Here is a 24,399-nt window from a genome sequence, read left to right as displayed (position 1 = left end):
CGCCTTATCTGAATGTTCCAGGAGTGATGGTCATGTCAGACCCCGATTTTAATTTATTGATTGCACTCGACGTATTACTTAACGAAGCCAGCGTGGCGGGCGCGGCACGTCGTTTGAATCTCAGTACGTCAGCCATGAGCCGCACGCTAAGCCGGTTACGCGACGTCACCGGCGATCCGATACTGGTTCGCGCCGGGCGTAACATGGTGCTGACGCCGTGGGCGGAGGCGACCCGCGATCGCGCCCGTCGCGCGGTCTTCGAGGCGAAAGCGGTGCTGCAGCCAGCGGCCAAATCGCTCAACGTGCAAAATCTGGAGCGTCTTTTTACCATCAGGGCAAACGATGGGTTTGTGGTGGCGTTTGGCCCTTCGCTGATTGCGGCGGTAGCCGAAGCCGCGCCCAATGTCTGTCTACGCTTTGCGCCTAAGCCTGAAAAAACGTCACGCTATCTACGGGAAGGACTGGTTGATCTGGAGATTGGCGTCCAGAGCAATATGGGGCCTGAAATCCGTCTGCAACGGCTATTTGAAGATCGGTTTGTGGGGGTGGTGCGTAAGGGGCATCCGCTGGCCGCCCTGACAGAGATAACCGTGGCGGATTATGTTGCCTGGGGTCATGTGGTGGCCTCACCAGAAGGTACGCTGCACGGGTCCGTCGATGATGTACTGGCCGAACTCGGCATGAAACGCAAAATCGCCAGCGTCGTACCCGGATTTCCGACCGCGCTTTCCGTGGCGCTGCAATCGGATCTTATCGCTATGATCCCCGCCCTCTATTTAGTCAATCAGCAGGTAGTTGAGCAGGTGCATCTTTTTGAACTGCCTTTTAAAAGCCGGCGGATTACCGTCTCGCAGATGTGGCATCCGAGAATGGAACGCGATCCCGCTCACCGCTGGCTTAGAGAGAAAATAGTGGCGATATGCCGCATGGACAAGTCGTTACACCAGAAGCTGTAGAAGATTATTCGCATTGAGTTTCTTCAGCGCATTACATTTATAGGTCGAGACCTGTTTTTCACTCATCTTCGTCATATGCGCGACATATCTTACCGACTGCCCCTTAACCAGTCTGTCGAGGACGTTAAATTCCATCTCGGTCAGGCAGCAGCGCAGGGTGCGGATCCGCCTTGGCTCTTTCGATAACAGCCTGGCGGCATCTGCAACGGAAATTCGGTCATCAATGATATGCAACGTTAACGTTTCAAAGCGCTTGCGCAGATAGGTGGCCAGCCCCCAGCTTTTTTCATTACACACCAGGTAGCCCGTTCCCTGCCAGCAATGGGCCTCAAGGGTAAGCAAAATATCAACCAGCGACTGATGTGTACCACTGATGGAGAAACGGCAGCGAATAACAAGGGTGGTGCTCTCTAACAGTAAGGGCTGCCACTGCACCGTGCCGCTATGCACTTCCGTCTTAACGTTACGACGGAGGAGGGCGTAGCGCAGCCCCTCCGCATAAAAGCGATTATTATCAAGAACAACGTAGCTCACAGTAGCCTCTTTATAACGTACTGGGGGTATAGATAACGCGTAACGTACCGGTATAGTCACCCGCGTTTTTGCTGCTGGCGGCAAAGGCGGGAGTTTTCAGGGTAATGGGCGCCGGGATGCATAACACGCTTTCGCGGCCGCCCGGCAGGACAACCTGGCGCAAATAGCGGCGATTGTTGGTACCCTCCCAGGTCAATGTTTTACCGTTAGCAGCAACTTCAGTTGCGCCGGTGGTCGGGTTGGTCACCAGCACCTGATAATCAAGACGATCTCTTGGATCTGTCTGGCTGCCCCCCCGTCGCCGGATGGAGAACGCCCCTTCGGCACGCCCGGTCGCGTCAAGTCCATCGTCTTCAAAGCGTAGAAACGCCCGCGAGCTGGAACTGTTGTTGCCATCATAGAGGCACATATCCAGCGAGTTTTCGCCCTTAATCTCACTGCCGCCGGGTCTGCCCGGGAAATTGGTGAGGTTGAGGTTCACCACCGGCGTGGAGTGCGGAAATGCCGGTAAGTAAATCTGCTGATTGCCCGGGTCGACCACCTCAATACGCAGGTTTGCCTGCCAGTTAGCTAGAGTGAGGTAGCCTGGGCAGCCAACATTGACGTCATTAAAGTTGCCGTTGCAGTCGGCGGTGCCCCATTCACGCAAATTCTGTTTCAGCGTTGCCGTCCAGATACCGGCCTGATCGAGTTTGTTTAATTCGCTACGAACGATGTAAAAATCAAAATAGGGCGCACTGTTCCAGGCTGGCAAATCTACTGTACCGCCCGTTACGTAGCTGGCGAAAACAAAGGTTCTGTTATTGATAAACATACGGTGTTCGCCATAGACTTTTACGTCCACCGTTTTGTTGGTTATTGCGTGGGTAAAACGCAGGTTTATCGGATAGGGCGCGGCCGGGTTTGCCGAAAACCATACCGGCGCGGTCATGCAGGCGCCATAGGTTGTATCGGTACGCGACTGGCAGGTCAGGGTATTTCGTCCCCATTTTTGCGGATCGCTGGAATCATAACCGCCGGACTCGTGCAGCCAGATATCCAACCGGGCAGGAGGAGACTGGCGATCGAAGGCGAACGCCACGCTGGTATTTCTGCCGGCGGGACTACCGGCCTGAGCCTCGGCAAAACAGATGCAGGCAAGCAGTAAAATCAAAAGACGCGTTATCACATCATTTTCCTGTAGAGAGAGTTGAGTTATTCATCGCCGTTGGGCTGACCGCAGGCGTACGGCCAGCCAGCAGTAATTGCGCCTGCTGCTGCACGGTTTCCGGTAACGCGGAATAAGTCAGTTCTTCACAGGTCACCGTGCCGACATAACGCACGACGTCACGCATGGTCTTCACCTTCAGCGCGCACTGGTAAAACTGCTGTTGTTTCACCAGATAGAGCGACTGGATCAGGCTGTCGCTTTCCGCGCTAAAGCCGCCATTACCTAAATCGCTCCAGCCGCTGACGTTGAGCGGCATGCCGCCGATAAACGGCGTATGTTGTTCATCGGTCAACTGGCCAAGCCAGGTGTAACGCGTGGTGGTTTGCACCTCTCTGTGCAGCATTTTTCCTGGCACCATAAATACCGTTCTGCTTCCCGACCCCTGCGTAATTTCACTGTTGGCGCCGTGGGAAATGTCCGTCGACTCATTAATAGTGAGCGTGGTTTGCTGATAGCCGGGCAGGGCGAACAGCGCGCGGGCGTTTGCCGGGATATCGGCGCTACCGCTGTTATCAAGCGAAACGGCAATGCGGGAATCAGGAGATGCTTCCGGCGTGGCGACGTTGACCGCAATGGCTGACGCCGGGCGTCCGTCACCCCAGCGGCCAAACCACAGACCAGAACGAGATAACGCCAGCGTAGAACTGTAGTTACCGCTGCTGCTGAACCGGTGGCGATGATCCTGGCGATCCCACGAATCGCTGACGGTCAAACTTCCGTTACCAAAACGGCCGCCCTGACGGGTATAGGCCGAAGTATTTAGCGAGTCGCTATTAATACCGGAAGCGTTGAGACCATATTCGTTTTCACCGCGCGCATCGGTGTACCAGTTGTGCGCGATGTTATAGTTGAGCTGATTCTTTTCATGCTTCTGCTGTTGCCACGTGGCCCCCACGGAGGTGTAGCTGGAGGCATCGCCCTGACGGTTATGAGCCAGCGACAGGCTTACGCTCAGGAAGCCGCCTTTATCCTTGCCATCACCAGAATGATCGTTACGCATAAACAGGTTTATGCTGCTGTTGATATTCAGCCCGCGGGTGCTGAACGAATTGCTCAGTCCGGCCTGCCATGCCTGCGAGCGTGTGCGGGTCATATACACCGATTCCCAGGGCAAACCGTTGTCGCGCCGATCGTCACTATTCGGTAATTCACGCCGCGAAACATAGCGACCTTCATTGCGGTTATCGGAATAACCGAGGTTGGCATACCACGAGCCGACAGGTACGGAGAACATTACCGAGAGGCTTCGGTAGCAACCATTCACCGCGTCAAATCCGGTACTGCTGGAGTCACAGTTATCAGCCGATAAGGCATTACGATAGAAGCTTAGTGAAAAGCCATCGTTGTAGCTGATTTGCTGGATATTGCCGCGTTGGCCCTGGCTGCCATAAAGGTAGCTAAAGCGTGTGCTGAGGACGCCATCAATGGGGCCGGTATTGAATCCGCGACTCCAGTCGACGGCACTTTCCACAAAACGCTGGTTCTTTTTCACCGTTGCGCCGCTGGTGACCGCCAGCGTAGAAGTTACAGGCAGGCGAATACCCGCTTGCACCACGGCGCTGCGTTCGTCGCTCATATCGTCGTTGTCGGTTTCACCGGCCTGCATAAACCACTCGACGCGGTCGAATGGCGTGATGCCGGTGCGGGTAAACGGAACCTGCTCGGTGCGGGTCAGGCGGTTGTTTTCATAAATCGCCAGCGTCACGGTATAGCTCCCGTCCGGAAACGAACGGGTATCCAGGGTTTGCGCCCCGGCATTAAGATAAAAACTGGCCAGCAGCTGATTCCCCCTACGGGCGTCTATACGCGCGTCATGGGAAAGCAGCACGGTAATAGGCGTTCCGCTGGACTGCTGCACGGGGTTGATCCACGCCCGCGTTGAGCCGGCACGCAAACCGCGAATTTTTCCAAGCGGCAGCTGGCTGAGGTTGATATTGCCGCCGGCCGCGCTGAAGAGATCGCGCGTATCCATTTCACCTAACTGAACGTAATATTCGTGCCACAGATCCTGACGGAACCAGGCGTTATTCACCGTAATCTCCTGCTGCTGTTGATGGCGAGAGCGCTGCCCAAGCCAGGTCCAGTCGAGGTTAAAATACCCATTCTCAGTCATGGCCAGCGCGCCGTTTCCCTGCACGGTCATCGACTGATAGTTTTCATCGGCCACGAAATTGATATTTTGCTGGTGGATCAGCGCGTTTTCAGTATTACGCGTAGGCTGATACCACTGATTTTCCGCCGTTTGTTTAGGTAGATACCGTCTGTCGAAAAACAGGTTTATGCGCGCGTTATTCTCGTCATAAATCAGGGCCACGCTTTTGGTGTCGATAAAATCGCAACCCGGCGCGGAACCATTGCTGCTGCAGGCGAGATTGCCGTTACGCGCAAGCGGAGAGGAAAGGGCGCCGGTCACCGAGGCGATCAAGGCAGGATCATCGTTGAACTGACGTTTAATTGCCGCGACAAGCGTTTCCGGCGCCACGAAGGTGACCGTTTCAAGCGTAATATCGGCCTCAAACAGCCCAAGCGACGCGCCATACAGACTCACTTCTGTCCACAGGCGCTGCGTTTTCGCCAGATCCTCAAAGCCCGCAGGTACGACGATAGTGGCGCTGGCTAATTGAACGGAAGCGGGTAACAAAACGACAAAAAGAAGAGCATTTCTGTGAAAAGCCATGAACGAGCCTCGACGTCATCCTGACATCAGAGGGCAGGCGCCCTCTGATGTACTTCCTTATACGTATTGTGGGGTTACGCACCGCCTTCCGCGGTGGTCGCCTGAGTCAGCATCAGACTCACCACGCCGCTGTACTGACCGGTTTTCAGAATGCCTTTTGTGGTCTGAGAGATGGTCAGCGGCAGGACCGCAGAACCGTTTTCAACGCTGCCCGGGAACAGTTCGCTACCGGTGAATTCAGCATCGGTGGTATTCAGGGTTTTATCGCCCAGTTTTACGGTCATCGGTACCGTTTCGGCGCCATCTTCATTGGTCAGATTCGCTGCGCTAACCAGACGCACTTTGACGTTGCTGGTGGCTGAGTTCGACCAGATCTTGGTATTCAGACGGTAGCTTTCCAGCCCACGGCCCGGCAGATATTGCATATCGATGCTGGCTGGTAATGGCGTATTATCGGCCTGGGTCATATCCAACTGGGAATCTACGTTGGCATTAACCGTAATATCCTTCTGAATAGCCATTGCGCTGAACGCAGTCGACATCGCAGCAACGATCATCAGAGGTTTAATATACTTCTTCATTGATATCTCCATATTTATAAACGAGCTCCATTAGCTCTTTAAACAAACCACACGTGGTTTTGACAGTGATGTCGTGTTATTGCACGACGGGTAAGTCGGCTTCTTCAGCTGTTTTATTAATCCAGTTGAAATAGCGGAATTTATATTTTTGGCCACGAACCTGAGTGAGCACTTTTAATTTTCGCTCGGTGTCCGGATAAATAGTCGCATCTTCTTTAAACCACCTGCATTTATCATTAACATCGCAAGCGCCAATTTCTTTCAGCGGTACCCGCAAAGAGCCGTCATTTTTTAAAGTTCCAGCTGCGGGATTTATTCGCAGAGAAACCACCGGCTTTTCCGGCGCCAAATGAACCAATGCTCCCCAGATAACGTTAACGCCGAGTTTGGCCGAAGCCGGCGTTCCCGCGGATGCTGCGGGCAGAATACTATCCGGCTGTTTTACCCCTTCAAAATAAACGCGCCAGGTACTCTCTTTTTCTGGCGGCGTCAGAGATACCAGCCTCACGATACGTAAAGCGCCTGCCGCTAAGGCGAATTTTTCAGGGGTAACGACAACGCCACCGTCTTTCCAGGCTGCCATCTCAACTTCTTTTTCCTGTGGCGTACCCGGATTAAGAATTTTCTTTTGCCTCACCCGAATGAACTGAATATCATCGCTTTTAGAGGCCACTCTGATTTGGGCCGTCCCGGAACTGTCGACGTTAAGTTCCATCGGGTAAACGCTCATATTAGCCTGTGTCATTTCTGCGAAAAATGACATCGACAGGGCAGCGAGATAAAGCGCAGTGGACTTGTTTACTCTGTTTTTTACTTTCACATTCATTCTGCCTGCTCTGAGTTCATGTACGGCGTTTTTACACCACGACACCGTCTGCTTTCGTATCGCTTCAGGACAGGGAAACTTTAACCGGAACAGCAGGTTGTGAAAATTTGTATTAGTTAACTTAAAAAATACAGTTCTTTATCCTGCAATCCAGGCTTTAAAGTTGTATAGTTAAAAGAAAATGCCGCAACCCAGGATGGGGAGAAAATTCCTACTGATGAAAAAATAAGCTAATTCAGAAGGGGATTTCTTGCCTGCAGTTACAGGGATAAAAAGCAAGCGGCAACAGCCGAGAATGAAATATGTTTTTTATATGCAACAATTCGTTGTTATTTGATCCTGAAGCTCACACATTAAGTATTGTTGGACAGCCTGAGTCCGTATTAACGCTTTCGGCACCCGCCGTGCGTCTGTTACAGGAATTTATTCGACATAAAGGAAGCGAACTTAGCCGTGAGGAGTTGATTACCCGCGTGTGGCAGGAATTCGGTTTCACGCCTTCGGGAAATAATCTCAACAAAGCGATAAGTGAGTTACGCAAAAGCTTCCAGGCGTTGGGAGAACATCATGAATTGATTGTGACCATACCACGCTATGGTTTCCGGTTTGAGGCGGATGTTATTTTTCAACCAGCGCAAAACGCTTACGCAAGCGAACCTCAACCCCAGCGACAAAACGCTGAAAAGAGGAAGCAACCACGACGTCTGAAATGGTGGCTGGTATTCACGGCATTATTAGCGTCGGTATTCGGTATTGGTATAATTATTCGCCAACAACAGAATATAACGACGCCGATAAAGCTAAAGCCGGTTGAGCAAAAAATCGCTAAATGTAGCATCTGGCTTATTAACGATCATGGGCGACCGTTGGTATTATCGAAACTGGCCGCGTTGCTGGATAAAAACAACGTAGCGTGCCAGCGCGAGGAGTACAACGTCTATTATTTCAGCGCTCGTTTTTCCCTGGTCGCTGCGGATGAAGTGTTTATCGGCGCATGCCAGATCAATAAAGCCAGTTTGTGTAAAACCATTCGCTATAAAAGTGGAGCAGAAAAATGAAAATTAAAGTTTTCTGTGGCCTCGGTATTTTTCTGCTCGGTGGCGGAATGGCGCTTTATTACTGTTCTACCGGAGTTGGTAAACGTGATGTACTGGCCTGCAGTACAGAATTTAATTTTACGCGCAATGAAGGGAAGGCCAGTGAAGTGCGGGTTAATACTGTTGCTCAGTTCTATTTTCACCGCGACGGTACTGGCCTGACTGCCTATAAAGGCGCTGCCTGGGCAAATGGCCAGAGTATGATCGTTGACAGAGATGTCGATTTTATCTGGTCGCGGCGGGATGATGATAAAGTGGTGGTATTGAGTTACACCAAAACCTGGCGCAGGCACAATGACAACACGCCGGATGCGCAATGGGGAAGCTTTGCCAATCCAACCGCCCGCTACTATCTTACCATCTCCGAGGTTGCGCCTTCGGTGTGGCTGATCCAGGATCGGCATTATCCCACTTATATATGTCGGGGTGATTAACCACCTATAAAACAAGGAGAGTACCTCAGGTATTCTCCTTGTTTTTTCAGATAGTTGTGGCAAAGCATTACGGCTTGTACCCCCATGCTTTGAGAAACCCCTCAATTGCGCAGTCGGCAAGTTGCTCCAGCCTTTTTGGATCTATTGCTTTTTGTGCAATGAGCGCCCCAGGCAGCGGGTAACCCATAATTGCGCCGAGAAACGCTGTTGCCTGCAGTTCCGGGTCGTTGATGGTCAACAGTCCCTCGTCTCGTTTTTGCGCAAGGATCTCGCTGAGTGCCTGCAGTACGCGACCGGAGGGCCGTTGCTCAAGCGTGACATATAGCTCGGGTTTCTGCACGAGAACCTGGATCAGTAAGCGCTGAAAATGGATGTTCTCAGGGGCATAGAAGTGCTGCTGCACAACGTTTGCAAATCCGTGCAGCAGCGCGGGAAAATCCTGCTGACGTTCCTGTAAAAGCTGGCGTAGGGGGGGCTGCATTGTGTCATTCAGAAACGCAAAAGTCTCCAGCAGCAGCGCATCTTTACCACCGGGAAAATGGCTGTACAGCGTCGGACGCGTGGTGCCCGCTTCGGCGGCGATGGTATCCAAAGACACGTCCAGTCCGTGCTGGAGAAACAGCTCACGCGCGGTTTGCAAAATGCGAGGGCGAGCTTTCATCGGCCGCCCGCGTTGATTGACCATCAATTGAGTCCTTACTGTTTGCGACTTTTCAGTCGCATGATTCCTTGCTGCACTAGCAGGAAAAATAGTGGAACGAAAAGCAACGTCAGTAGCGTCCCTGAAAGCATGCCACCAATCACCGCCGTCCCAATTTCTTGTTGGCTGGCAGCGCCGGCACCTGCAGAGAGTACCAGAGGGATCACGCCGACAACAAATGCGAGTGAGGTCATAATAATCGGACGCAAGCGCAGCCGTGCGCCTTCCAGTGCTGCTTCCGTCAGGCTTTTTCCTTGCTGAAACTGCGATAGCCCGAATTCGACGATCAGGATCGCATTTTTGGCCGAAAGGCCCATTGTTGTTAACATCCCCACTTGGAAATAAATATCATTTTCATAACCGGCGAGCAACGAAGCGCTGATCGCGCCAATGATGCCCAACGGGATAGTCAACATCACGGCAATGGGGATCGACCAGCTTTCATATAAGGCAGCGAGGCACAGAAACATAAAGGCTAGCGATGCCAGATAGACCCACAGCGTTTGCACCGAAGATGAGCGCTCCTGCCATGACAAACCGCTCCAATGCAGGTCAAATCCGTTCAGCGAGCTGACCATTTCGGACATTTCAGCCATTGCCATGCCGGAGCTGACGCCAGACGCAGCACCTCCTTGAAACTGCACGGCCGACAGCCCATTGAAACGCTGAAGCATCTGCGGTCCGCTGGTCCAGCGAAGCGTCGAGAAGCTGTCAAAGGACGCCATGTTGTCGCTGTTGCCACGGACAAACCAGGCGGATAAATGTTCCGGTGTTGAACGCCAGGGCGCGTCTCCCTGGATATACACGCGTTTAACCCGCCCTCGATCGACAAAGTCGTTAACATATATGCCCCCCCAGGCCGCTGAAAGCGTATTGTTGATATCGGCCTGATCCAGCCCCTGAACCTGCGCTTTTTGTCGGTCGACATCGACCTGCAGCTGCGCCTTTTCCTCCAGACTATTAATCCTTACCGCGTTAAGAGCAGGATTCTCTCTGGCGGCATTGAGCAGGGTGGTTTGTGCCTGCATAAGTGCCGCACTGCCATTTTCGGCGCTGTCCTGCAGCCATAATTCAAAACCGCTGGATTGTCCGAGACCGCGAATGGTCGGGGGTGACATCACGCTTATGTTGGCCTGCCTGGCATTTTTATTAAAATACTGGTTCGCGCGTAGAATAATGGCCTGAGCGCTGTTTTCTTTCCCGGGACGCTGGTCCCAGTGTTTTAACTCAGCGAATGCCATACCGACGTTCTGCCCGCTACCGGCATTATTTCTTCCTGTGACCATAAAAATAACGTCGAGGTTATCTCTCTCCTCAGTCATAAAATAGTGGGTAATATCCGCGCCAACGGCCTCGGTCATCGACATCGGCGAACCAGACGGCAGCGAGTACTGAACCATAACCGCGCCCTGATCCTCCTCGGGCAAAAATCCGCTTGCGAGCTTTTGATATTGCCAGAGCATCAAAAAAGTTAGTAACAGGGCCAGACAAACAAAACGGAGTGGATGGGCGGTCATTCGACGAAGTGTGGCCAGGTAGCTGTTCTGACTTATCGTTACTCCGCGATTGAAGAGGGTAAAAAAACGACCTTTATTTATGTGTCCAGGCTTGAGCAGGTGGGCGCACAGCGTTGGCGTCAGCGTCAGAGCGACCAATGCAGACAGCGCCATTGCTGAAACAATGGTCACGGTGAACTGACGATAGATAATCCCCACAGAGCCACCAAAGAACGCCATCGGGATAAAAACGGTGGAGAGAACCAGAGCAATACCTATCAGCGCCCCGGTTATCTCATTCATCGAGCGCAGCGTGGCCTCCTGTGGAGTGAGGTTTTCCTCTGCCATCAAACGTTCAACATTTTCCACCACCACGATAGCGTCATCTACCAGCAGCCCGATTGCCAGCACCATGGCAAAAAGGGTCAGTGTATTGATGCTGTAGCCAAGCAGGCTGAGAATGCCGAAAGTGCCCAATAGAACCACCGGTACCGTCAGGGTCGGGATAAGCGTTGCACGCCAGCTTTGAAGAAAAAGATACATAACGGCCACGACAAAGAGTATCGCTTCAATCAGCGTATGCACCACGCTTTCGATCGATACCGTCACAAACGGAGTGCTGTCGCGTGGATAGGCGGCGATTACGCCTTGTGGAAAGCGGGGAGAAAGGCGTTCGACTTCAGTCCTAACTTTCTCCGCCGTTTCCAGCGCGTTGGCTCCCGAGGCCAACTGAATTGAGATCCCAGCGGAAGGGTAACCATTGAGCGTCGTTTGGTTTTGATAGTTTTCCGCGCCGATTTCCACGCGGGCCACGTCGCGCAAGTACACTACTGAGCCATCGCGATGAGTGCGTAGAATAATATTCTCAAACTGCTCCGGATGACCAAGGCGGGACTGCGTCGTCACCGTGGCGTTCAAATATTGTCCCTCAATCGTCGGCAGAGAACCAATTTCACCGCTGGTCACTTGCGAATTCTGCGCCTCGATCGCGGCCTGTATGTCCGAGGGCATCAATCCATAGCTGGTCAGTTTGAGCGGATTGAGCCAGATGCGCATGGCATACTGCGCGCCAAAAACAGTGGTTTCACCCACGCCTTCGACGCGGCTCAACGGTTCTTGTAAAGAGCTGATGAGGAAATCGCTAATATCAAGACTGGTTAATTGCCTGCTTGGGTCATACAAGGCTACCACCATCAAGCTGTCCCCCTGAGATTTGGTAACGGTAATTCCTTGCTGCTGCACCTCTTGTGGTAATCGTGTAATTGCTTGATTTACCGCGTTTTGTACCTGTACCTGCGCCATATCAGGGTTAACGTCCTGATCGAAACTAAGGCTAATGCGGGCCTGGCCAGCTGAACTGCTGCTTGAGGAAAAGTAGATCAACCCATCGATACCTTTGATCTGCTGCTCCAGCACCTGAGTAACGCTATCCTCGACGGTTTCTGCTGAAGCGCCAGTATAGTTAGCCGTGACATTAACAGCAGGCGGGGCGATATCCGGATACTGTTCCACCGGCAAAGTCATCATGGCGAGAGCGCCGGTTGCCATGATGCAGATGGCGATGACCGCGGCAAAAACCGGGCGAAAGACAAAAAAACGGGCCAGCATTGTTATTCACCTTTAGTCAGTTAAGGGATTTTTGCATAGCAAACGCGTCAGTTGGTTCGTTTAGCTCGTCGTCAGCCGGAAGAGGAGAAAAAGGCAAGGGCGGTATCTGTTTTGCCACGCCGTAGGAGTTGATTGTGAACAATTTGCGGGTTGCAACACATGGTGATGCGCGCAAGTATTCACTGCTGAAGTTTGGCAAACCAGCATCAGCACTGGAGCTAAAAAGCCATAAGCCAATGAAATAAAGAAGCTTTCCCCAATTTCTTTCGTTGAGCATCAGTGTGATCTCATGAATTTATTTACTTTACAGTAAAGTAAATAAATTATTTAAACAAGCAATCTTCTATACGAATGAAAAAAGGGAAAGCAAGAGCGTGAGTCAAAGGTCTTAGAACATGCCGTTGCCGCTGGCGGTTTTTTGCGGAACGTTTTGGGTAACATCCCAATGTTCAACGATTTTGTGCTGTTCGTTGAGGCGGAAGATATCCACGATAGCCCGCGTAACGCCTGGCTCACGACCGGTTACTTCAACATGCAAAATCACGTTATCTCCGTCGACGAATGCCTGCTTGATTTCGCTGTGCGAGTCGGGATATTTACTCTTCAGAAAAGCGATAAACTGCTCGAAGCCTTCCACGCCATCTTTTGCCATCGGATTGTGCTGTACATAGCGATCCCCGAGATAGGGCCTGGCGGCAGAGAAGTCTTTGTCGTTTAAGGCCTTATTATAAAAATCAATGACATTCTTTTTATTCAACAGCTCGCTTTCGCTATTGCCCGCAAAAACGGCGGGCGTCAGAGCGAAAAACAATGAAAGGGCGACTATCGATTTTTTAAGCATGCTTCCTCCAGCGATGGTTTGATGTCAGGTTTCAGGCCTGTCAGGTTAATGAACCGGCCACCCAGCGACATTTCAGACAGTAACGGTCTGCTGAGTTTGCGGCTGATTGAGCTGACTCCATGAACAAATGGAGTCTTGAATCTGCGGCATCGACTCGTTTAGATCAAGCTGCTTTTACTTAAGAAGAAAAAAGGGCAGTTTGGTCTGCTTTGCGGGAGGTCGCTAATCACCACAAATTACCAGGTTCATAATCCCATGTGGAGATCGTCAGGTATGCTTAATGTGATTTAACTATTCTGGGTTTGAGGAATATACATAATTTACGACAGCACCAGAAACAGTATAACAAACTGTTTTAAATGGATATTAATCAAATGGCGATTCAAGCTCACAGTTATGAACTCAGTTTTGGTTCATAACTGTGTTAAACGCTGTCCATAAATCACTCGATGTCACGTCTGTTGGTTCATGAACTGATCGTTCTAATTTTGTGATGTGCGTCAGGTTTTAGTGTTCAGTAATGTTACCTTTTACTCGATGATCGATTGTTTAGCACCTCTCCCACAACCGGAGCAGCGGTAAATGCGTTTGGCCAGCCAGCATAGAAGGCGGCCTGGGTAACGATCTCACCAGCTTCCTCAACAGAAAGTCCATTATCCATTGCTCTATTGAGGTGATAGCCAATCTGCGCGCTCTGTCCGGATGCGATTAAGGCGCTGACCGTAATCAGGCTTCTGTCGCGGGGTTTCAGCGCGGGTCTTTGCCAGAGATCCAGGAACAGTGGATCAGCAGTGAATTTAACCAGGCCTGGAGATATTGGGCCAACATTTTTTTCCACTGTCTCTGAACGCTGCTTTTCTGCTTCCTGATTGAGAGGAAGCAGGTCCGGAGAAGCTTCAGGAAGTGCATCTGCCGTGACGCCACGAGTTTCAAATACTGCTTTGGTCACGCTGACGGCTGACATTGCATTTGGCCAACCTGAGTAGAACGCCAGATGGGTAATGATTTCTGACAATTCCGCTGGTGTAACGCCATTATCAAGGGCAATGTCTATATAGTGCTTAAGGTCGCCAGGCTGGTTTCTGGCAATTAGCATGGCGACGGTCACCATACTACGATCCCTGGGCGAGAGGGCATCGCGTGTCCACAGATCTTCAGTAATAGCTTCTCGACCAAAGCGCGCAAGAGCCGGTGAGACAGAACGAATATCAGCTTCAGAAATCGCTGAAGGTTCAATTTTCATCATAGTTTTACCTCTTGTTTCCTCAGCATTAGCAAAATCAGAAATAACAAGCGACATGGCCGCTGCTGCAATTACGCTTTTCATGTCAATCCTCACTGGTCAACGGTGCGGATCCTGTTTGATTCCGCCTTTGTTACGAAGAAATACCGGTTTTACCGGGATAGCGTCCTTACTGGTGCTCATATGCGCCGTTTGCCTGAGATAGTCACGGAAGTGTGGCGTTTGTCGGTGCAGTTGATACGCTTCCTCACTGGCGTAAATCTCATAGAAATACCAGCGGTTCGGAGTCTGTGAGTCTGTAGCGGAATACATGGCTAACACGCCTTTCTCTACTTTGAGTGACTCAGCCATTTCAGGCATGACGATGTTTTTAAATTCGGTCTGTAATTCAGGCTTTACCTCGACGATCACCAGATTATTAATGGTTCGCTCATTCGGTATGATGTGTTTGTCCCCCAGAAACTGGGGCTCCAGAGTGATTTTATTTTTCCGATCGATAATGTCAGGTGCCCGGGCAGCGAATGCCTTGTATGGTTCGGCATTCAGATGTTTGCGGTAAGCACTCTCGTTTTCATAGAGTTCGACCATGAATGCCTTACGTGGATTGTCGCTGCGGTGCAGGGCGTACATCGCCAGCGTACCTGCTTCATGATCAACCGAAGCGGAAATCGTCTGTCTGGCTACGTCTGCAAAATCTTTGTCCCGATCGTGCCTGACGCCGAGCTCAAAGATATTCATCACTACCTTATCCGGCGCGTCCAGTTTTGTTGCAAAGACAGGGCAGCTTATGAGCATACAAATTAAAAGCATAAGGGGCTTTTTCACGATGATCCTTTTACTGAAATTACTGTTTGCTACCGCGTCCAGACCTGCTTAACGTCTTTCATTTGCGGCGTGTTTTGCCCCATGATCCCCGTCAGAACATGCGGCTGGTAGGTTTCTTCCAGAAACCGGATTTCCTCCGGATTCAGTTGTAGATTTACGGCGTTTACCGCGTCATCGACGTGATCTTTTTTTGTGGCCCCGACGACAGGTGACGTGACTTTTGTCAGCAACCAGGCGAGAGATATTTCCGTCATAGACACCTGATGCCGTTCGGCAAGTTCGGCGACGCGCTCGATAATGCTCCGATCCTGTTCAGCCGTGCTGTCATATTTTCCGCGCGCATAATCATCCTCCGTGGCTCGCCGCGTGTGGCCTTCTTTCCGGGAGAGACGACCGCTGGCCAGCGCGCTATAGGGGGTCATTGCGATATCATCTTCAGCGCACAGACCGAAGAGCTCTCGTTCATCTTCACGCATAATCAGGTTGTAGTGGCTTTGCACGGAGACAAAGGGCGTCAGCCCTTCGCGTTCTGCAAGGGCGTTCGCCTTCGCCAGCTGCCAGGCATAGCAATTGGAAATACCAATAGCGCGCACTTTGCCCGCAGTAACGGCGGCATGAAGCGCTTCAAGCACCTCAATAACTGGCGTGTTGTAATCCCAGATGTGGTAGATGTAGAGGTCGATGTAGTCCATCCCCAGATTCTGCAGGCTCTGGTCGAGCGATTGGGCTATTGCCTCTTTTCCGCCGATCCCCGCAGCAATTTGCGCGGCGGTTCGTGGCAGAAACTTGGTGGCCAGCACCACGTCCTCGCGTTTTGCCATCTCCCGCAGCGCCCGGCCAACGTATCGCTCGCTGGAGCCGTTCTGATAGGCGATGGCGGTATCGTAAAAATTGATACCCTTTTCGAGACCGTAGCGGATGATGTCCCGGCTTGCTGTTTCGTCCAGCGTCCAGCGATGCTGGCCCGTTAACGGGTCGCCAAACCCCATACATCCCATACAGATGCGGGAGACCAGTAAGTCACTTTTACCGAGCCGGGTATACTGCATCGTTATTCTCTCTCTGGATTATTCACGACGGAATTGAGCAGATCGACAAGCCTTGAAGCGTGTTCCCGGGCAAGCGTTTTTTGCTGCGCGATTTTGTCGGCATCCCGGTCGGCATAGCTGATACCGCAGGTATAAACCGGCGCCAGCAGCTCAAGATTGCACAGTTTTGCCGTGGTCTCGAACGGAATAAGATACTCTTCAATGGCATGGCCAAAGAAACCGTCAGCGGTATAGAGCGCCTGTGGCGCCCCTGTAGTGAAGGAGAGGAGCAGCTTTTTACCGCCCAGTTTCGCCGTTGAGCCATGCGCGAAGCCGTGGACAAAGACCTCGTCCAGCCATTGTTTCATTAACCCGGGCAGCCCATACCAGGAAAAAGGAAACTGCCAGACAATCACATCGGCCCTGAGCAGGCTTTCCTGCTCCGCAGCGATATTGAATTTGCCGTCCGGATAGAGCCAGTCCAGACGACGAATTTCAGCATCGGGAAGGGCGGTCGCCACTTCATCAAGGATCGTGGCATTGGCGACGGAATGGGTAAGCTCAGGATGACCTGAAACAATAAGGATATTTTTCATTTCAATGAGTTAAATATATTTGGTGAATGTTTAACCCAGTATAGAGTGACACCATTATTTTTTTTAGAGCAGTAAAGACTCATTCACTTTTAGACAAAAACTAATAATGGTCAACTGTTCTCATTGTACCGGTCATCACGAACCCGTGAACTACGCCGTGATGCCCAGTAAACGTTCTGCATTGCGAAATGCGATGGCCTCTTTTTCAGCCTTGTTGACAGGCAGACTGTCGATAAAGGTTTTTACACCGTCCAGGGTCTGATAGGGATAATCGACGGAGAACAGGATCCTTTCTGCCCCCATTAACTCGTAGATAAACTTGAAGTGCGGCAGTGTCAGCATACCTGACGGGGTAACGTAAACGTGTTCCTGGAAGGTTCTCGTTAGCGTGCGTGACAGACCCGTTGCAGCCAGTGGTAGGCTGTCATCAAGACGCTGCAGCCAGAAGGGTAACATCTCCCCCCAGTGGCCACTGATTACCTGCAGGTTGGGATATTTATCAAATGCGCCCGATAACATCAGCCGCAACAAATGGATCCCCGCTTCGTGATGCCAGCCCCAGCCAAACATAGAAAGCCTGGCGTTGACCTCTGCGCTGAAGCCCGTGAAGTAGGCCTGCTGTACGCTTTTAAGCGGTAATCCGGGATGAAGATAGAGTGGCACATTCAGTTTATTAAAGCGGGAAAGCAGGGAGTCATAGTCAGGATGATCGAGAAAGCATGAAGAGGGTCTGCCATTCAGCAGTGCTCCTTTAAATCCTAGTTTTTCAACTGCGCGGACAAGCTCATTTTCAGCCTCTTCCGGCTGTGCCCAGGGAAGTGTGGCAAATGCCGCGAAGCGATCCGGGTGATTTCTTACCGCCCCGGCAACGCGATCGTTTGCCGCCATATTTAATGTTACCGCTTCATCCTCGGGTGCCAACTGGGGGAATCCGCCCACAGAGAGTATCTGCAGGGTAATTCCAGCTTCATCCATATCCCTGAGGCGGCGGCTTCCCAAATCAGCGCCTTTCGCGTTTATCAGCGCATTCTTTTCTATCTGCGGCCGGCTTCGGTCAGGATTATGACCATCAGCGACGGTTTTCCCCCAGTCGCCAAGGGAAGGCGCCTGCTCAAGCGCAACAGGCATACACGCTCGGCCTAACTCGCAGTCGAGATAATGTTCTTCAAGGCAAATGATTTTCATATTCTCACCCTTCATACAAAGCAGTAAAAGTGATACAGATTAGGATCGCCCGGAACTGTCCATACGTGAATGTGATTCATGACAGTCTGTTCCGGACGGGCTTTACACCATCGGTTTTTCCCAGGCGCCTCGTGTATCCACTCTGGTCTCTGCGGCGAGTTGTTCCAGCAGGATGATTTCCTCATCGCGTAACTGGATGTCTGAAGCGCAGGCGGCGTCCAGAACGTGATGGACTTTAGTCGCACCAACGAGGGGAAGGGTACCTTTCGCAATAGTCCATGCGATGGCTATCTGTGCCACGCTGGCATTCCTTTCGGCTCCCATTTTTTTCATGGCGGCGGTTAGTCTTTCTATCTGCGGCAGTACTGCGTTATAACTTTCGGCCCGGCCACTCCCGGCAGGCATGGGATGATTTGAATCATAACGACCACTGAGCGCGCCTTGCTCCAGGACCATGTAAGCAAAGAACGTGATGTTATTTTGTCGGCAATAATCAAGGATCCCGGCCTCTTCAGAAGCGCGATAGAGCAGGCTGTAGTGATTTTGTACTGCACTGAGGGAATAACCGGAAGCGTTAAGGATTTCATTGGCGCGTCTGATTTGTGCCAGATTGTGGTTGGAAACACCTACGCGTTTTACCTTACCGCTTTGTAAAAGTGGGATCAGTCCTGGCGTCCATTTTTCGACGTCGAGGGGATTATGGATCCAGTAGATATCAATCGCGTCCACGCCCAGGCGTCCGAGGCTGGCCTCAAGCATATCGCTGACAGGCTGTGCAGACTGCTCGTTCGCAATCTGCGGCGTGAATTTGGTGGATAAAATCATATCCTCGCGGGGGAACTGACGGACTAATGTTCCCAGCGCTGCCTCGGAACTCCCCATGCCATATACTGCTGCGGTATCCCAGAGGTTGAGACCCTTACTCATGGCCGTGGTGAACACGTCTGCCATCTGAGTATCAGAAAGATGATTGCCGAAGACGGTGTCGCCACCGGCGAAGCCGGTGCCCCAGGACCATGTGCCGAGCGCGACTGGAGGAAGAGTTTTCATATTCAGCTCCTGAAAAAAGGCCGGAACGTTGCTGACGTAAACCGGCCAAAGAGGGTGAGTAACGATGAAAGACAGATGAATGAATTAAGTTGGCTCGCGGAGGGCATTTAACAGCGCCACACCGACACCGTGCGCTGAAGCGGGATTCTGCCCCGTGATAAGGCGTCCGTCGGTAACCACGTTTTCAGACCAGTTCGGGGCTTCATGATGAAGCGCGCCATGCTCGCGGAGTGCAGTCTCAAGCAGGTAGGGAACCACATCTGTAGTGTGAACTTCTTCCTCTTCCTTGTTGGTAAAGGCCGCCACGTTTTTGCCTTTCACCAGGTATTCGCCGCTGCTGAGCTTTGCGTCAACCAGTGCCGCAGGCCCGTGGCAGACGGCTGAGACAATCCCATCACTTTCATACACTTCGCGGATAATACGCTGGGCATCATGGCTGTCGCGGAAATCCCACATGGTTCCATGCCCGCCCGCAAAGAAAACGGCGCTGTAATCGGAACCGTTCAGCTCAGATAACGCAGGCGTTGTGGCCAGGCGCTGCTGAAAATCGGTTTCGTTCCAGAACCAGGCGTTGACAGAGTCACTGAGGTCAAATCCATCCACCGGCGGCTGTCCCCCGCGAATGCTGGCTATCATCGTTTTTAGTCCGGCATCTTCCAGTACTTTCAGCGGATGCGTCAGCTCAGCCAGGAAAAAACCGGTTGGTACACCGGATGCGCCTTTAATCGGATGACTGGAAACGACACACAGCACGGGTTTATCTGCAGGTTTCATATCGGGCCTCACTATTTATTTTTAAATTCAGCGGCAAAGAGATTTTCCCAGTTAATAAAGGAGCCAAGCGGAATGCACTCAAAGCTTAATAAGCCAGCTTTTGCCAGCGGGAATTCGCCCATTACGTTCATCGCTTCATCGACAGAGTCACATTCAAGAAAAATAGCGACGCCAGGTCTGTCCTGACGGAAGTAGATGTCGCGGATGAAGCCGGATTTATACAATCCCCAGGCGTGCAGCGCTTCAGCGTTAAGGTGTGGAGCATATTTTTCCAGCGATGCTCCAGGTGCGGGGATATCCAGACATAAAATTCGCATCATAGTCTCCTGAACTCAGGTCGTTGTAGAAAGAGATAAAAGTATAAGAGGCGAATTTCACGAAGATTAGAGGAGCATTGACTTAAGCATCTTTAGACTGTACTTAATAATCAGGCGGAGATTGCTTTAGGAAAACATTATGAATAACGCCCTGTATAACCAGATACGGATCTTTCAGAGCATTGCACGTGAGGGCAATATTTCGGCAGCCGCAAGAAAACTGGAAATTACGCCTCCCTCCGTCAGCAATGCGCTTAAGCTGCTGGAAGATCATATTGGCCATCCGCTTTTTGTGCGTACGACCCGCCGTATTGAGCTGACGGAAACTGGGCAGCTGTTGCTGGAACAGACCGCTGCGGCGGTGGAGTCGCTGGAAAATTCGCTTGAAAGCATTCGCGACCAGAATCAGGAGCCCTCTGGTATCGTGCGAATCACGCTCTCGCGTTTTGCCTATCTGTTAATTCTTAAGCCTGCAATGGCGAAATTCTGTCAGCAATATCCGGGTATACAGCTTGAAATTTCGGTTTACGACGGTACCGTGAATGTTATCGAAGAGCGTTTTGATCTTGGGATCCGTTTTGGCGATATCCTCGAAGGTGGGGTGGTGGCGCGGCCGTTAATGAAACCATTTCGTGAAGGGTTATATGCATCCTCAGCTTATATCAGCGAGCATGGAATGCCCGAGGTGCCGGCTGACCTCAGTCAACACAAGCTGATTGGCTACCGTTTTATTACTAACAACCGCATCCTTCCGTTGATTCTGAACGATCGCGGAGAGCAGTTGACGGTTGAGATGCCCGGACAGTTAATCAGCAACGATATTGACGTTATGGCAGACGGGATCCGTAACGGCCAGGGAATCGGACGTTTGTTTGAACCCATCTGGCAGTTACAGCCGGACAGGGAGCGCTTTATACCCGTGATGGAGAGCTACTGGAAAACCTACCCGCCAGTGTATCTCTATTACCCCAAAAACGCGGGTAAAACGAAAAGAGTGAAGGCCCTGATTGATTTTCTGATATCCGCTACGGGACGATAACGCCTCGTTTAGTATGGAGGCGTTATTTCACAACCCCAGCGGCCGGGCTTCCTGTATGAACTCAATCAGAAGGCGAAGCCCGGTCGGTAGTTGCCGGCGGCTTGAATAATAGATATAAAAACCTTCCTCCAGCGGGGACCATTCCGTAAGCACCAGGCGGAGCAGTCCATCCTTCACATAGGGTGCAACAAGAGGCTCCGGAAAATACATCAGGCCGGCCCCGCCTAATACGGCCACAAGACCCGTTTCAGCCTGGTTGACCGTCATTGAGCCAGGCACAGTGATTTGGTACGTTTCGCCGTCTCGCTCAAGTTCCCAGCGATAAATCCGATCGTCGCCGAGACGATTGCTTATACAGCGATGGTGTAACAAATCATCCGGATGTTCAGGCGTTCCGTAACGTTCCAGGTAGTCGGGGGATGCTGCGATAACCCAGCGAATATCGGCAGATAAACGCCGGGCAACCATGTCTTCCGGGACGGTGCCACCATAGCGGATACCCGCATCGAAGCCCGCATCAGTGACGTCAACCATACGGTTGCTGGCCACAATATCAATTTCAATATCGGGATAGCGATCCATAAACGCGGGCATAACTGGCGCAAGCATAAGATTGGCCGCTTCAACGGCAGCATTGATTCGGATACGTCCGGTAGGGGTATTACGATACCGGTTAAGCGATTCAAGCGCGCCTTCTATCGTGTCGAAAGGTTGAAGTACAGACTGAACCAGTTCTTCACCTGCAGCCGTAGGTGTAACGCTCTTGGTCGTGCGATTAAGGAGGCGAACCCCGAGCCGGGTTTCCAGTCCCTTCAGGGCATGGCTAAGCGCTGATGCACTGACACCTAATTCAATCGCCGCACGGCTGAAACTGCGATGACGTGCAATAGCCATGAAATAAATGAGATCGGCGACATCAGCTCTGCTTATTTGCATACAGAATCGTTTTCCTTGTGCGTTAAGGCCCGAATGTATTGATACGGAAATGATATACACCATAGACCGATTAGCGCTAATCCGTTGCTGAATTTATTTCACAAGTCCATCCACTCATCGCCTCTCACTGAACACGTTGTGCTTCGTTATTCTTGAAAATTATGCGCTCTGGCCGTCGGTCAGGGCGGAACATTCACCTAACGGAGCCGTGTATGAACTATACGCATCTTGGCCGCACCGGCCTGAAAGTCAGCCGCCTTTGTCTCGGAACCATGAATTTTGGTGACGTCACCGACGAGAAAACCAGCGCCCGCATTCTGGATGAAGCGCTTGAGGCAGGTATAAATTTCATTGATACAGCAGACGTGTATGGCACTGAGCAATCACCCGATATCCAGCAAGGCTCGGGGCTGTCCGAAGAGATTATTGGTCGCTGGCTCCAGCAGGGTGGCCGGCGAGACAGTATCGTTCTGGCGACGAAAGTCTATCAGCCTATGGGACCGGGTCCGAACGATCGCCGTCTTTCTGCTTACCATATTCGCAAGGCCTGCGAGGACAGTTTGCGACGGCTTAAGACCGACCATATTGACGTCTATCAGATGCATCACATCGATCGCTATACGCCATGGGAAGAGATCTGGCAGGCCATGGAACTCCTTGTTCAGCAGGGAAAAGTGCTTTATATCGGTAGCAGTAATTTCGCGGGCTGGGACATTGCGACTGCGCAGTCAGTTGCTACGGCCCGTCATTCCCTTGGCCTGGTTGCTGAGCAAAGTCTCTACAATCTGACTGCCCGAACTGTTGAGCTGGAGGTCATTCCCGCATGCCGCCATTTTGGCCTGGGACTGATTCCCTGGAGCCCACTTGCCGGAGGGTTGCTTGGCGGCGTACTGAAAAAGATGGCAAGCGGGCGCCGTGCAAGACCCGCGTTTTCCCGTCTAATCGAACAGTATCGTCCACAGCTGGAAGCCTACGAAGAATTATGTGAGGACCTCGACGAAACCCCTTCCGATGTGGCGCTTGCCTGGCTCCTGCAGAATCCTGTCGTTACTGCTCCACTTATCGGGCCTCGTACGGTCGAACAACTCCAGCAGGCGCTTCACGCAACGACAATCACGCTATCAGACGACACCATGAGCTGTCTCGACGAAATCTGGCCCGGCCCCGGGGGAGAAGCGCCACAGGCTTATGCCTGGTAAGGACCAAATTAATGAATCCTTTCTTCGCTATAGGGAGTTCCAGTTTATGAGCAAGATGATGCATGACCAGCATTCTGCTTCCGTACCCGCTTCCCAGGATCGTCGCAATTTTCTGATCGCCGGAGCCGGTCTGGCATTGGCCACAACCACCCTTGGCAGGAGCGGTGCAGTGATGGCGAAACCGGCTGGTCAGGACACGTCGAACGCCCCATCGGATGCTGTTCCCGTCCAGAAGGAGACCTTAACCACGCGTAAACTCGGCTCGCTGGAGGTTTCCAGCATGGGACTCGGGTGTCTGCCTATGGTGGGGTATTACGGCGGTGGTCCGCGCGATCGTAAAGCCATGGTTTCGCTCATCCGGGCCGCCTTCGAACAAGGCATTACGTTCTTTGATACTGCCGAGGTGTATGGCCCTCATCTCAGTGAAGAATTTGTCGGGGAAGCACTGGCCCCCGTTCGCGATCGTGTGGTGATTGCCACTAAGTTCGGTTTCGGCGTGGAGGAGGGGAAGCCAACCTCCCTCAACAGCCATCCTGAACATATCCGCCGCGCCGTAGAGGGTTCGCTAAAGCGTCTGAAAACGGACCACATCGATCTGCTTTATCAACATCGCCCCGATCCGAATGTGCCGATTGAGGATGTGGCGGAAACCGTGAAGGCGTTGATCCAGGAGGGTAAAGTGAAACACTGGGGATTGTCGGAAGCCAGTGGCAGGACAATCCGCCGCGCACATGCGGTACTCCCTGTGGCTGCAGTGCAGAGTGAGTATGCCATGTGGTGGCGTGAACCGGAGACACTGATATTTCCAACACTCGAAGAGCTGGGTATCGGTTTCGTACCTTACTGCCCGACCGCCCGCAGTTTCCTTGCCGGGGCAGTCAATCCAAGCCAGCGGTTCGACAGCACAGATCGGCGGCATAACCTGCCACGCTTCCAGCCCGATGCCCTGGCCAAAAACATGGTACTGCTTGAATTCGCGCAGTCGTGGGCCCGTCGCAAAAACACCACTCCGGTTCAGTTCGCGCTGGCCTGGGTGATGGCGCAGCGGCCCTGGATTGTCCCTATCCCGGGTACGACGCAATATCCGCACCTAATAGAAAACAGCGGTGCACCGCAAGTCCGGTTGACGGACAGCGAATTAAGCGAAATCGATGCAGCGCTTGCCAGGATCCCATTGCAGGGCGGTCGCGCAGATCCGTTTACCGAAAGTCAGTTTGATAAAAGTTAAACGGTGATGGCCACCTTTA

General features: G+C 52.0%; 24 protein-coding genes and 1 pseudogene. 6 read left to right on the top strand and 19 right to left on the bottom strand.

Annotated features, from left to right (window positions below; genetic code table 11):
• Nucleotides 1-32 precede the first annotated feature (32 nt).
• The gene (locus tag PGR09_RS05995) at nucleotides 33-956 is read left to right on the top strand and encodes a LysR family transcriptional regulator (protein ID WP_430915905.1); all 924 of its coding nucleotides are present in this window, start codon (nucleotides 33-35) and stop codon (nucleotides 954-956) included.
• Here the strand turns inward: PGR09_RS05995 and PGR09_RS05990 are convergent.
• The 5 genes from PGR09_RS05990 to PGR09_RS05970 form a co-directional block, all read right to left on the bottom strand.
• A complete protein-coding gene (locus PGR09_RS05990) occupies nucleotides 939-1,490 on the bottom strand; it encodes a LuxR C-terminal-related transcriptional regulator (protein ID WP_430915903.1) in 552 nt (183 codons plus the stop codon). The genes PGR09_RS05995 and PGR09_RS05990 overlap by 18 nt on opposite strands.
• A 10-nt stretch (nucleotides 1,491-1,500) precedes the next feature.
• Nucleotides 1,501-2,658, bottom strand: a complete 1,158-nt coding sequence (locus tag PGR09_RS05985; RefSeq protein ID WP_047048351.1) for a CfaE/CblD family pilus tip adhesin — start codon at nucleotides 2,656-2,658, stop codon at nucleotides 1,501-1,503.
• A gap of 1 nt (nucleotide 2,659) precedes the next feature.
• Complete coding sequence (locus PGR09_RS05980) at nucleotides 2,660-5,377, bottom strand: TcfC E-set like domain-containing protein (protein WP_430915902.1); 2,718 nt, start codon at nucleotides 5,375-5,377, stop codon at nucleotides 2,660-2,662.
• Between the two features lie 74 nt (nucleotides 5,378-5,451).
• Nucleotides 5,452-5,958 carry a CS1 type fimbrial major subunit gene (locus PGR09_RS05975; protein ID WP_015366620.1) on the bottom strand — a complete coding sequence of 169 codons (507 nt, stop codon included), beginning with the start codon at nucleotides 5,956-5,958 and terminating at the stop codon, nucleotides 5,452-5,454.
• Between the two features lie 76 nt (nucleotides 5,959-6,034).
• Nucleotides 6,035-6,784 carry a fimbrial protein gene (locus PGR09_RS05970; RefSeq protein ID WP_045394403.1) on the bottom strand — a complete coding sequence of 250 codons (750 nt, stop codon included), beginning with the start codon at nucleotides 6,782-6,784 and terminating at the stop codon, nucleotides 6,035-6,037.
• A gap of 302 nt (nucleotides 6,785-7,086) precedes the next feature.
• Between PGR09_RS05970 and PGR09_RS05965 the strand changes: the two genes are divergently transcribed.
• A complete protein-coding gene (locus PGR09_RS05965) occupies nucleotides 7,087-7,842 on the top strand; it encodes a winged helix-turn-helix domain-containing protein (RefSeq protein WP_430915901.1) in 756 nt (251 codons plus the stop codon).
• Nucleotides 7,839-8,315, top strand: a complete 477-nt coding sequence (locus PGR09_RS05960; RefSeq protein WP_047048342.1) for a hypothetical protein — start codon at nucleotides 7,839-7,841, stop codon at nucleotides 8,313-8,315. The genes PGR09_RS05965 and PGR09_RS05960 overlap by 4 nt, the downstream gene beginning before the upstream one ends.
• 67 nt (nucleotides 8,316-8,382) lie before the next feature.
• Here PGR09_RS05960 and PGR09_RS05955 read toward each other — a convergent pair whose 3' ends face one another.
• The 13 genes and pseudogenes from PGR09_RS05955 to PGR09_RS05895 form a co-directional block, all read right to left on the bottom strand.
• Complete coding sequence (locus PGR09_RS05955; protein WP_020078793.1) at nucleotides 8,383-9,000, bottom strand: TetR/AcrR family transcriptional regulator; 618 nt, start codon at nucleotides 8,998-9,000, stop codon at nucleotides 8,383-8,385.
• An 11-nt stretch (nucleotides 9,001-9,011) separates the two neighbouring features.
• The gene (locus PGR09_RS05950) at nucleotides 9,012-12,119 is read right to left on the bottom strand and encodes a multidrug efflux RND transporter permease subunit (protein ID WP_430915900.1); all 3,108 of its coding nucleotides are present in this window, start codon (nucleotides 12,117-12,119) and stop codon (nucleotides 9,012-9,014) included.
• A 16-nt stretch (nucleotides 12,120-12,135) separates the two neighbouring features.
• On the bottom strand, nucleotides 12,136-12,396 hold the full coding sequence (locus PGR09_RS05945; RefSeq protein ID WP_047048336.1) for a hypothetical protein: 261 nt from the start codon (nucleotides 12,394-12,396) through the stop codon (nucleotides 12,136-12,138).
• Nucleotides 12,397-12,507: 111 nt separating this feature from the next.
• On the bottom strand, nucleotides 12,508-12,960 hold the full coding sequence (locus PGR09_RS05940; RefSeq protein ID WP_047048333.1) for a nuclear transport factor 2 family protein: 453 nt from the start codon (nucleotides 12,958-12,960) through the stop codon (nucleotides 12,508-12,510).
• A gap of 40 nt (nucleotides 12,961-13,000) precedes the next feature.
• Nucleotides 13,001-13,134, bottom strand: a pseudogene (locus PGR09_RS05935) (hypothetical protein); the annotation flags it as partial.
• Between the two features lie 349 nt (nucleotides 13,135-13,483).
• Nucleotides 13,484-14,287: a carboxymuconolactone decarboxylase family protein gene (locus tag PGR09_RS05930; protein ID WP_032705781.1), complete on the bottom strand. Its 804-nt coding sequence runs from the start codon at nucleotides 14,285-14,287 to the stop codon at nucleotides 13,484-13,486.
• Between the two features lie 15 nt (nucleotides 14,288-14,302).
• The gene (locus PGR09_RS05925; protein WP_213797314.1) at nucleotides 14,303-14,998 is read right to left on the bottom strand and encodes a putative quinol monooxygenase; all 696 of its coding nucleotides are present in this window, start codon (nucleotides 14,996-14,998) and stop codon (nucleotides 14,303-14,305) included.
• Between the two features lie 59 nt (nucleotides 14,999-15,057).
• Nucleotides 15,058-16,077 (bottom strand): aldo/keto reductase, encoded by a 1,020-nt coding sequence (locus tag PGR09_RS05920; protein ID WP_396279697.1) that lies wholly within the window; start codon nucleotides 16,075-16,077, stop codon nucleotides 15,058-15,060.
• Nucleotides 16,078-16,079: 2 nt separating this feature from the next.
• Entirely contained in the window at nucleotides 16,080-16,652 is a 573-nt protein-coding gene (locus PGR09_RS05915) for an NAD(P)H-dependent oxidoreductase (RefSeq protein WP_047048324.1), read from the bottom strand.
• 150 nt (nucleotides 16,653-16,802) lie between these two features.
• Nucleotides 16,803-17,837, bottom strand: coding sequence for an amidohydrolase family protein (locus PGR09_RS05910; protein WP_430915899.1), 1,035 nt, complete (start codon nucleotides 17,835-17,837; stop codon nucleotides 16,803-16,805).
• Between the two features lie 102 nt (nucleotides 17,838-17,939).
• Nucleotides 17,940-18,887, bottom strand: coding sequence for an aldo/keto reductase (locus tag PGR09_RS05905; RefSeq protein ID WP_315710427.1), 948 nt, complete (start codon nucleotides 18,885-18,887; stop codon nucleotides 17,940-17,942).
• 84 nt (nucleotides 18,888-18,971) lie between these two features.
• Nucleotides 18,972-19,661, bottom strand: a complete 690-nt coding sequence (locus PGR09_RS05900) for a type 1 glutamine amidotransferase domain-containing protein (RefSeq protein ID WP_063447078.1) — start codon at nucleotides 19,659-19,661, stop codon at nucleotides 18,972-18,974.
• An 11-nt stretch (nucleotides 19,662-19,672) separates the two neighbouring features.
• Entirely contained in the window at nucleotides 19,673-19,978 is a 306-nt protein-coding gene (locus PGR09_RS05895; RefSeq protein WP_315712787.1) for a superoxide dismutase, read from the bottom strand.
• A 139-nt stretch (nucleotides 19,979-20,117) separates the two neighbouring features.
• On the opposite strand from PGR09_RS05895, the gene PGR09_RS05890 reads away from it, so the two are divergent.
• A complete protein-coding gene (locus PGR09_RS05890; protein ID WP_430915898.1) occupies nucleotides 20,118-21,017 on the top strand; it encodes a LysR family transcriptional regulator in 900 nt (299 codons plus the stop codon).
• A gap of 27 nt (nucleotides 21,018-21,044) precedes the next feature.
• Here the strand turns inward: PGR09_RS05890 and PGR09_RS05885 are convergent, their stop codons facing one another.
• Nucleotides 21,045-21,953 (bottom strand): LysR family transcriptional regulator, encoded by a 909-nt coding sequence (locus tag PGR09_RS05885; RefSeq protein ID WP_315710423.1) that lies wholly within the window; start codon nucleotides 21,951-21,953, stop codon nucleotides 21,045-21,047.
• 212 nt (nucleotides 21,954-22,165) lie between these two features.
• On the opposite strand from PGR09_RS05885, the gene PGR09_RS05880 reads away from it, so the two are divergent.
• A complete protein-coding gene (locus PGR09_RS05880) occupies nucleotides 22,166-23,152 on the top strand; it encodes an aldo/keto reductase (RefSeq protein WP_047048305.1) in 987 nt (328 codons plus the stop codon).
• 46 nt (nucleotides 23,153-23,198) lie between these two features.
• A complete protein-coding gene (locus PGR09_RS05875; protein WP_430915897.1) occupies nucleotides 23,199-24,380 on the top strand; it encodes an aldo/keto reductase in 1,182 nt (393 codons plus the stop codon).
• The last annotated feature ends 19 nt before the right edge of the window (nucleotides 24,381-24,399 follow it).

It is taken from the genome of Klebsiella sp. 141251 (assembly GCF_050600725.1).
In the GTDB taxonomy this organism is placed as follows: domain Bacteria; phylum Pseudomonadota; class Gammaproteobacteria; order Enterobacterales; family Enterobacteriaceae; genus Klebsiella; species Klebsiella aerogenes.
Note: the sequence above shows the minus strand (reverse complement) of the source record. Positions and strands in the feature narration are given on the sequence as shown.

Bases quoted from the DNA above. Each gene is read 5' to 3' on its own strand.
- PGR09_RS05920 (WP_396279697.1), bottom strand. From the start codon at position 16,077: ATGCAGTATACCCGGCTCGGTAAAAGTGACTTACTGGTCTCCCGCATC.
- PGR09_RS05875 (WP_430915897.1), top strand. From the start codon at position 23,199: ATGAGCAAGATGATGCATGACCAGCATTCTGCTTCCGTACCCGCTTCC.
- PGR09_RS05965 (WP_430915901.1), top strand. From the start codon at position 7,087: ATGTTTTTTATATGCAACAATTCGTTGTTATTTGATCCTGAAGCTCAC.
- PGR09_RS05960 (WP_047048342.1), top strand. From the start codon at position 7,839: ATGAAAATTAAAGTTTTCTGTGGCCTCGGTATTTTTCTGCTCGGTGGC.
- PGR09_RS05930 (WP_032705781.1), bottom strand. From the start codon at position 14,287: ATGAAAAGCGTAATTGCAGCAGCGGCCATGTCGCTTGTTATTTCTGAT.
- PGR09_RS05880 (WP_047048305.1), top strand. From the start codon at position 22,166: ATGAACTATACGCATCTTGGCCGCACCGGCCTGAAAGTCAGCCGCCTT.
- PGR09_RS05975 (WP_015366620.1), bottom strand. From the start codon at position 5,958: ATGAAGAAGTATATTAAACCTCTGATGATCGTTGCTGCGATGTCGACT.
- PGR09_RS05925 (WP_213797314.1), bottom strand. From the start codon at position 14,998: ATGCTCATAAGCTGCCCTGTCTTTGCAACAAAACTGGACGCGCCGGAT.
- PGR09_RS05995 (WP_430915905.1), top strand. From the start codon at position 33: ATGTCAGACCCCGATTTTAATTTATTGATTGCACTCGACGTATTACTT.
- PGR09_RS05905 (WP_315710427.1), bottom strand. From the start codon at position 18,887: ATGAAAACTCTTCCTCCAGTCGCGCTCGGCACATGGTCCTGGGGCACC.
- PGR09_RS05970 (WP_045394403.1), bottom strand. From the start codon at position 6,784: ATGAATGTGAAAGTAAAAAACAGAGTAAACAAGTCCACTGCGCTTTAT.
- PGR09_RS05915 (WP_047048324.1), bottom strand. From the start codon at position 16,652: ATGAAAAATATCCTTATTGTTTCAGGTCATCCTGAGCTTACCCATTCC.
- PGR09_RS05945 (WP_047048336.1), bottom strand. From the start codon at position 12,396: ATGCTCAACGAAAGAAATTGGGGAAAGCTTCTTTATTTCATTGGCTTA.
- PGR09_RS05910 (WP_430915899.1), bottom strand. From the start codon at position 17,837: ATGAAAATCATTTGCCTTGAAGAACATTATCTCGACTGCGAGTTAGGC.
- PGR09_RS05980 (WP_430915902.1), bottom strand. From the start codon at position 5,377: ATGGCTTTTCACAGAAATGCTCTTCTTTTTGTCGTTTTGTTACCCGCT.
- PGR09_RS05900 (WP_063447078.1), bottom strand. From the start codon at position 19,661: ATGAAACCTGCAGATAAACCCGTGCTGTGTGTCGTTTCCAGTCATCCG.
- PGR09_RS05895 (WP_315712787.1), bottom strand. From the start codon at position 19,978: ATGCGAATTTTATGTCTGGATATCCCCGCACCTGGAGCATCGCTGGAA.
- PGR09_RS05940 (WP_047048333.1), bottom strand. From the start codon at position 12,960: ATGCTTAAAAAATCGATAGTCGCCCTTTCATTGTTTTTCGCTCTGACG.
- PGR09_RS05950 (WP_430915900.1), bottom strand. From the start codon at position 12,119: ATGCTGGCCCGTTTTTTTGTCTTTCGCCCGGTTTTTGCCGCGGTCATC.
- PGR09_RS05955 (WP_020078793.1), bottom strand. From the start codon at position 9,000: ATGGTCAATCAACGCGGGCGGCCGATGAAAGCTCGCCCTCGCATTTTG.
- PGR09_RS05885 (WP_315710423.1), bottom strand. From the start codon at position 21,953: ATGCAAATAAGCAGAGCTGATGTCGCCGATCTCATTTATTTCATGGCT.
- PGR09_RS05890 (WP_430915898.1), top strand. From the start codon at position 20,118: ATGAATAACGCCCTGTATAACCAGATACGGATCTTTCAGAGCATTGCA.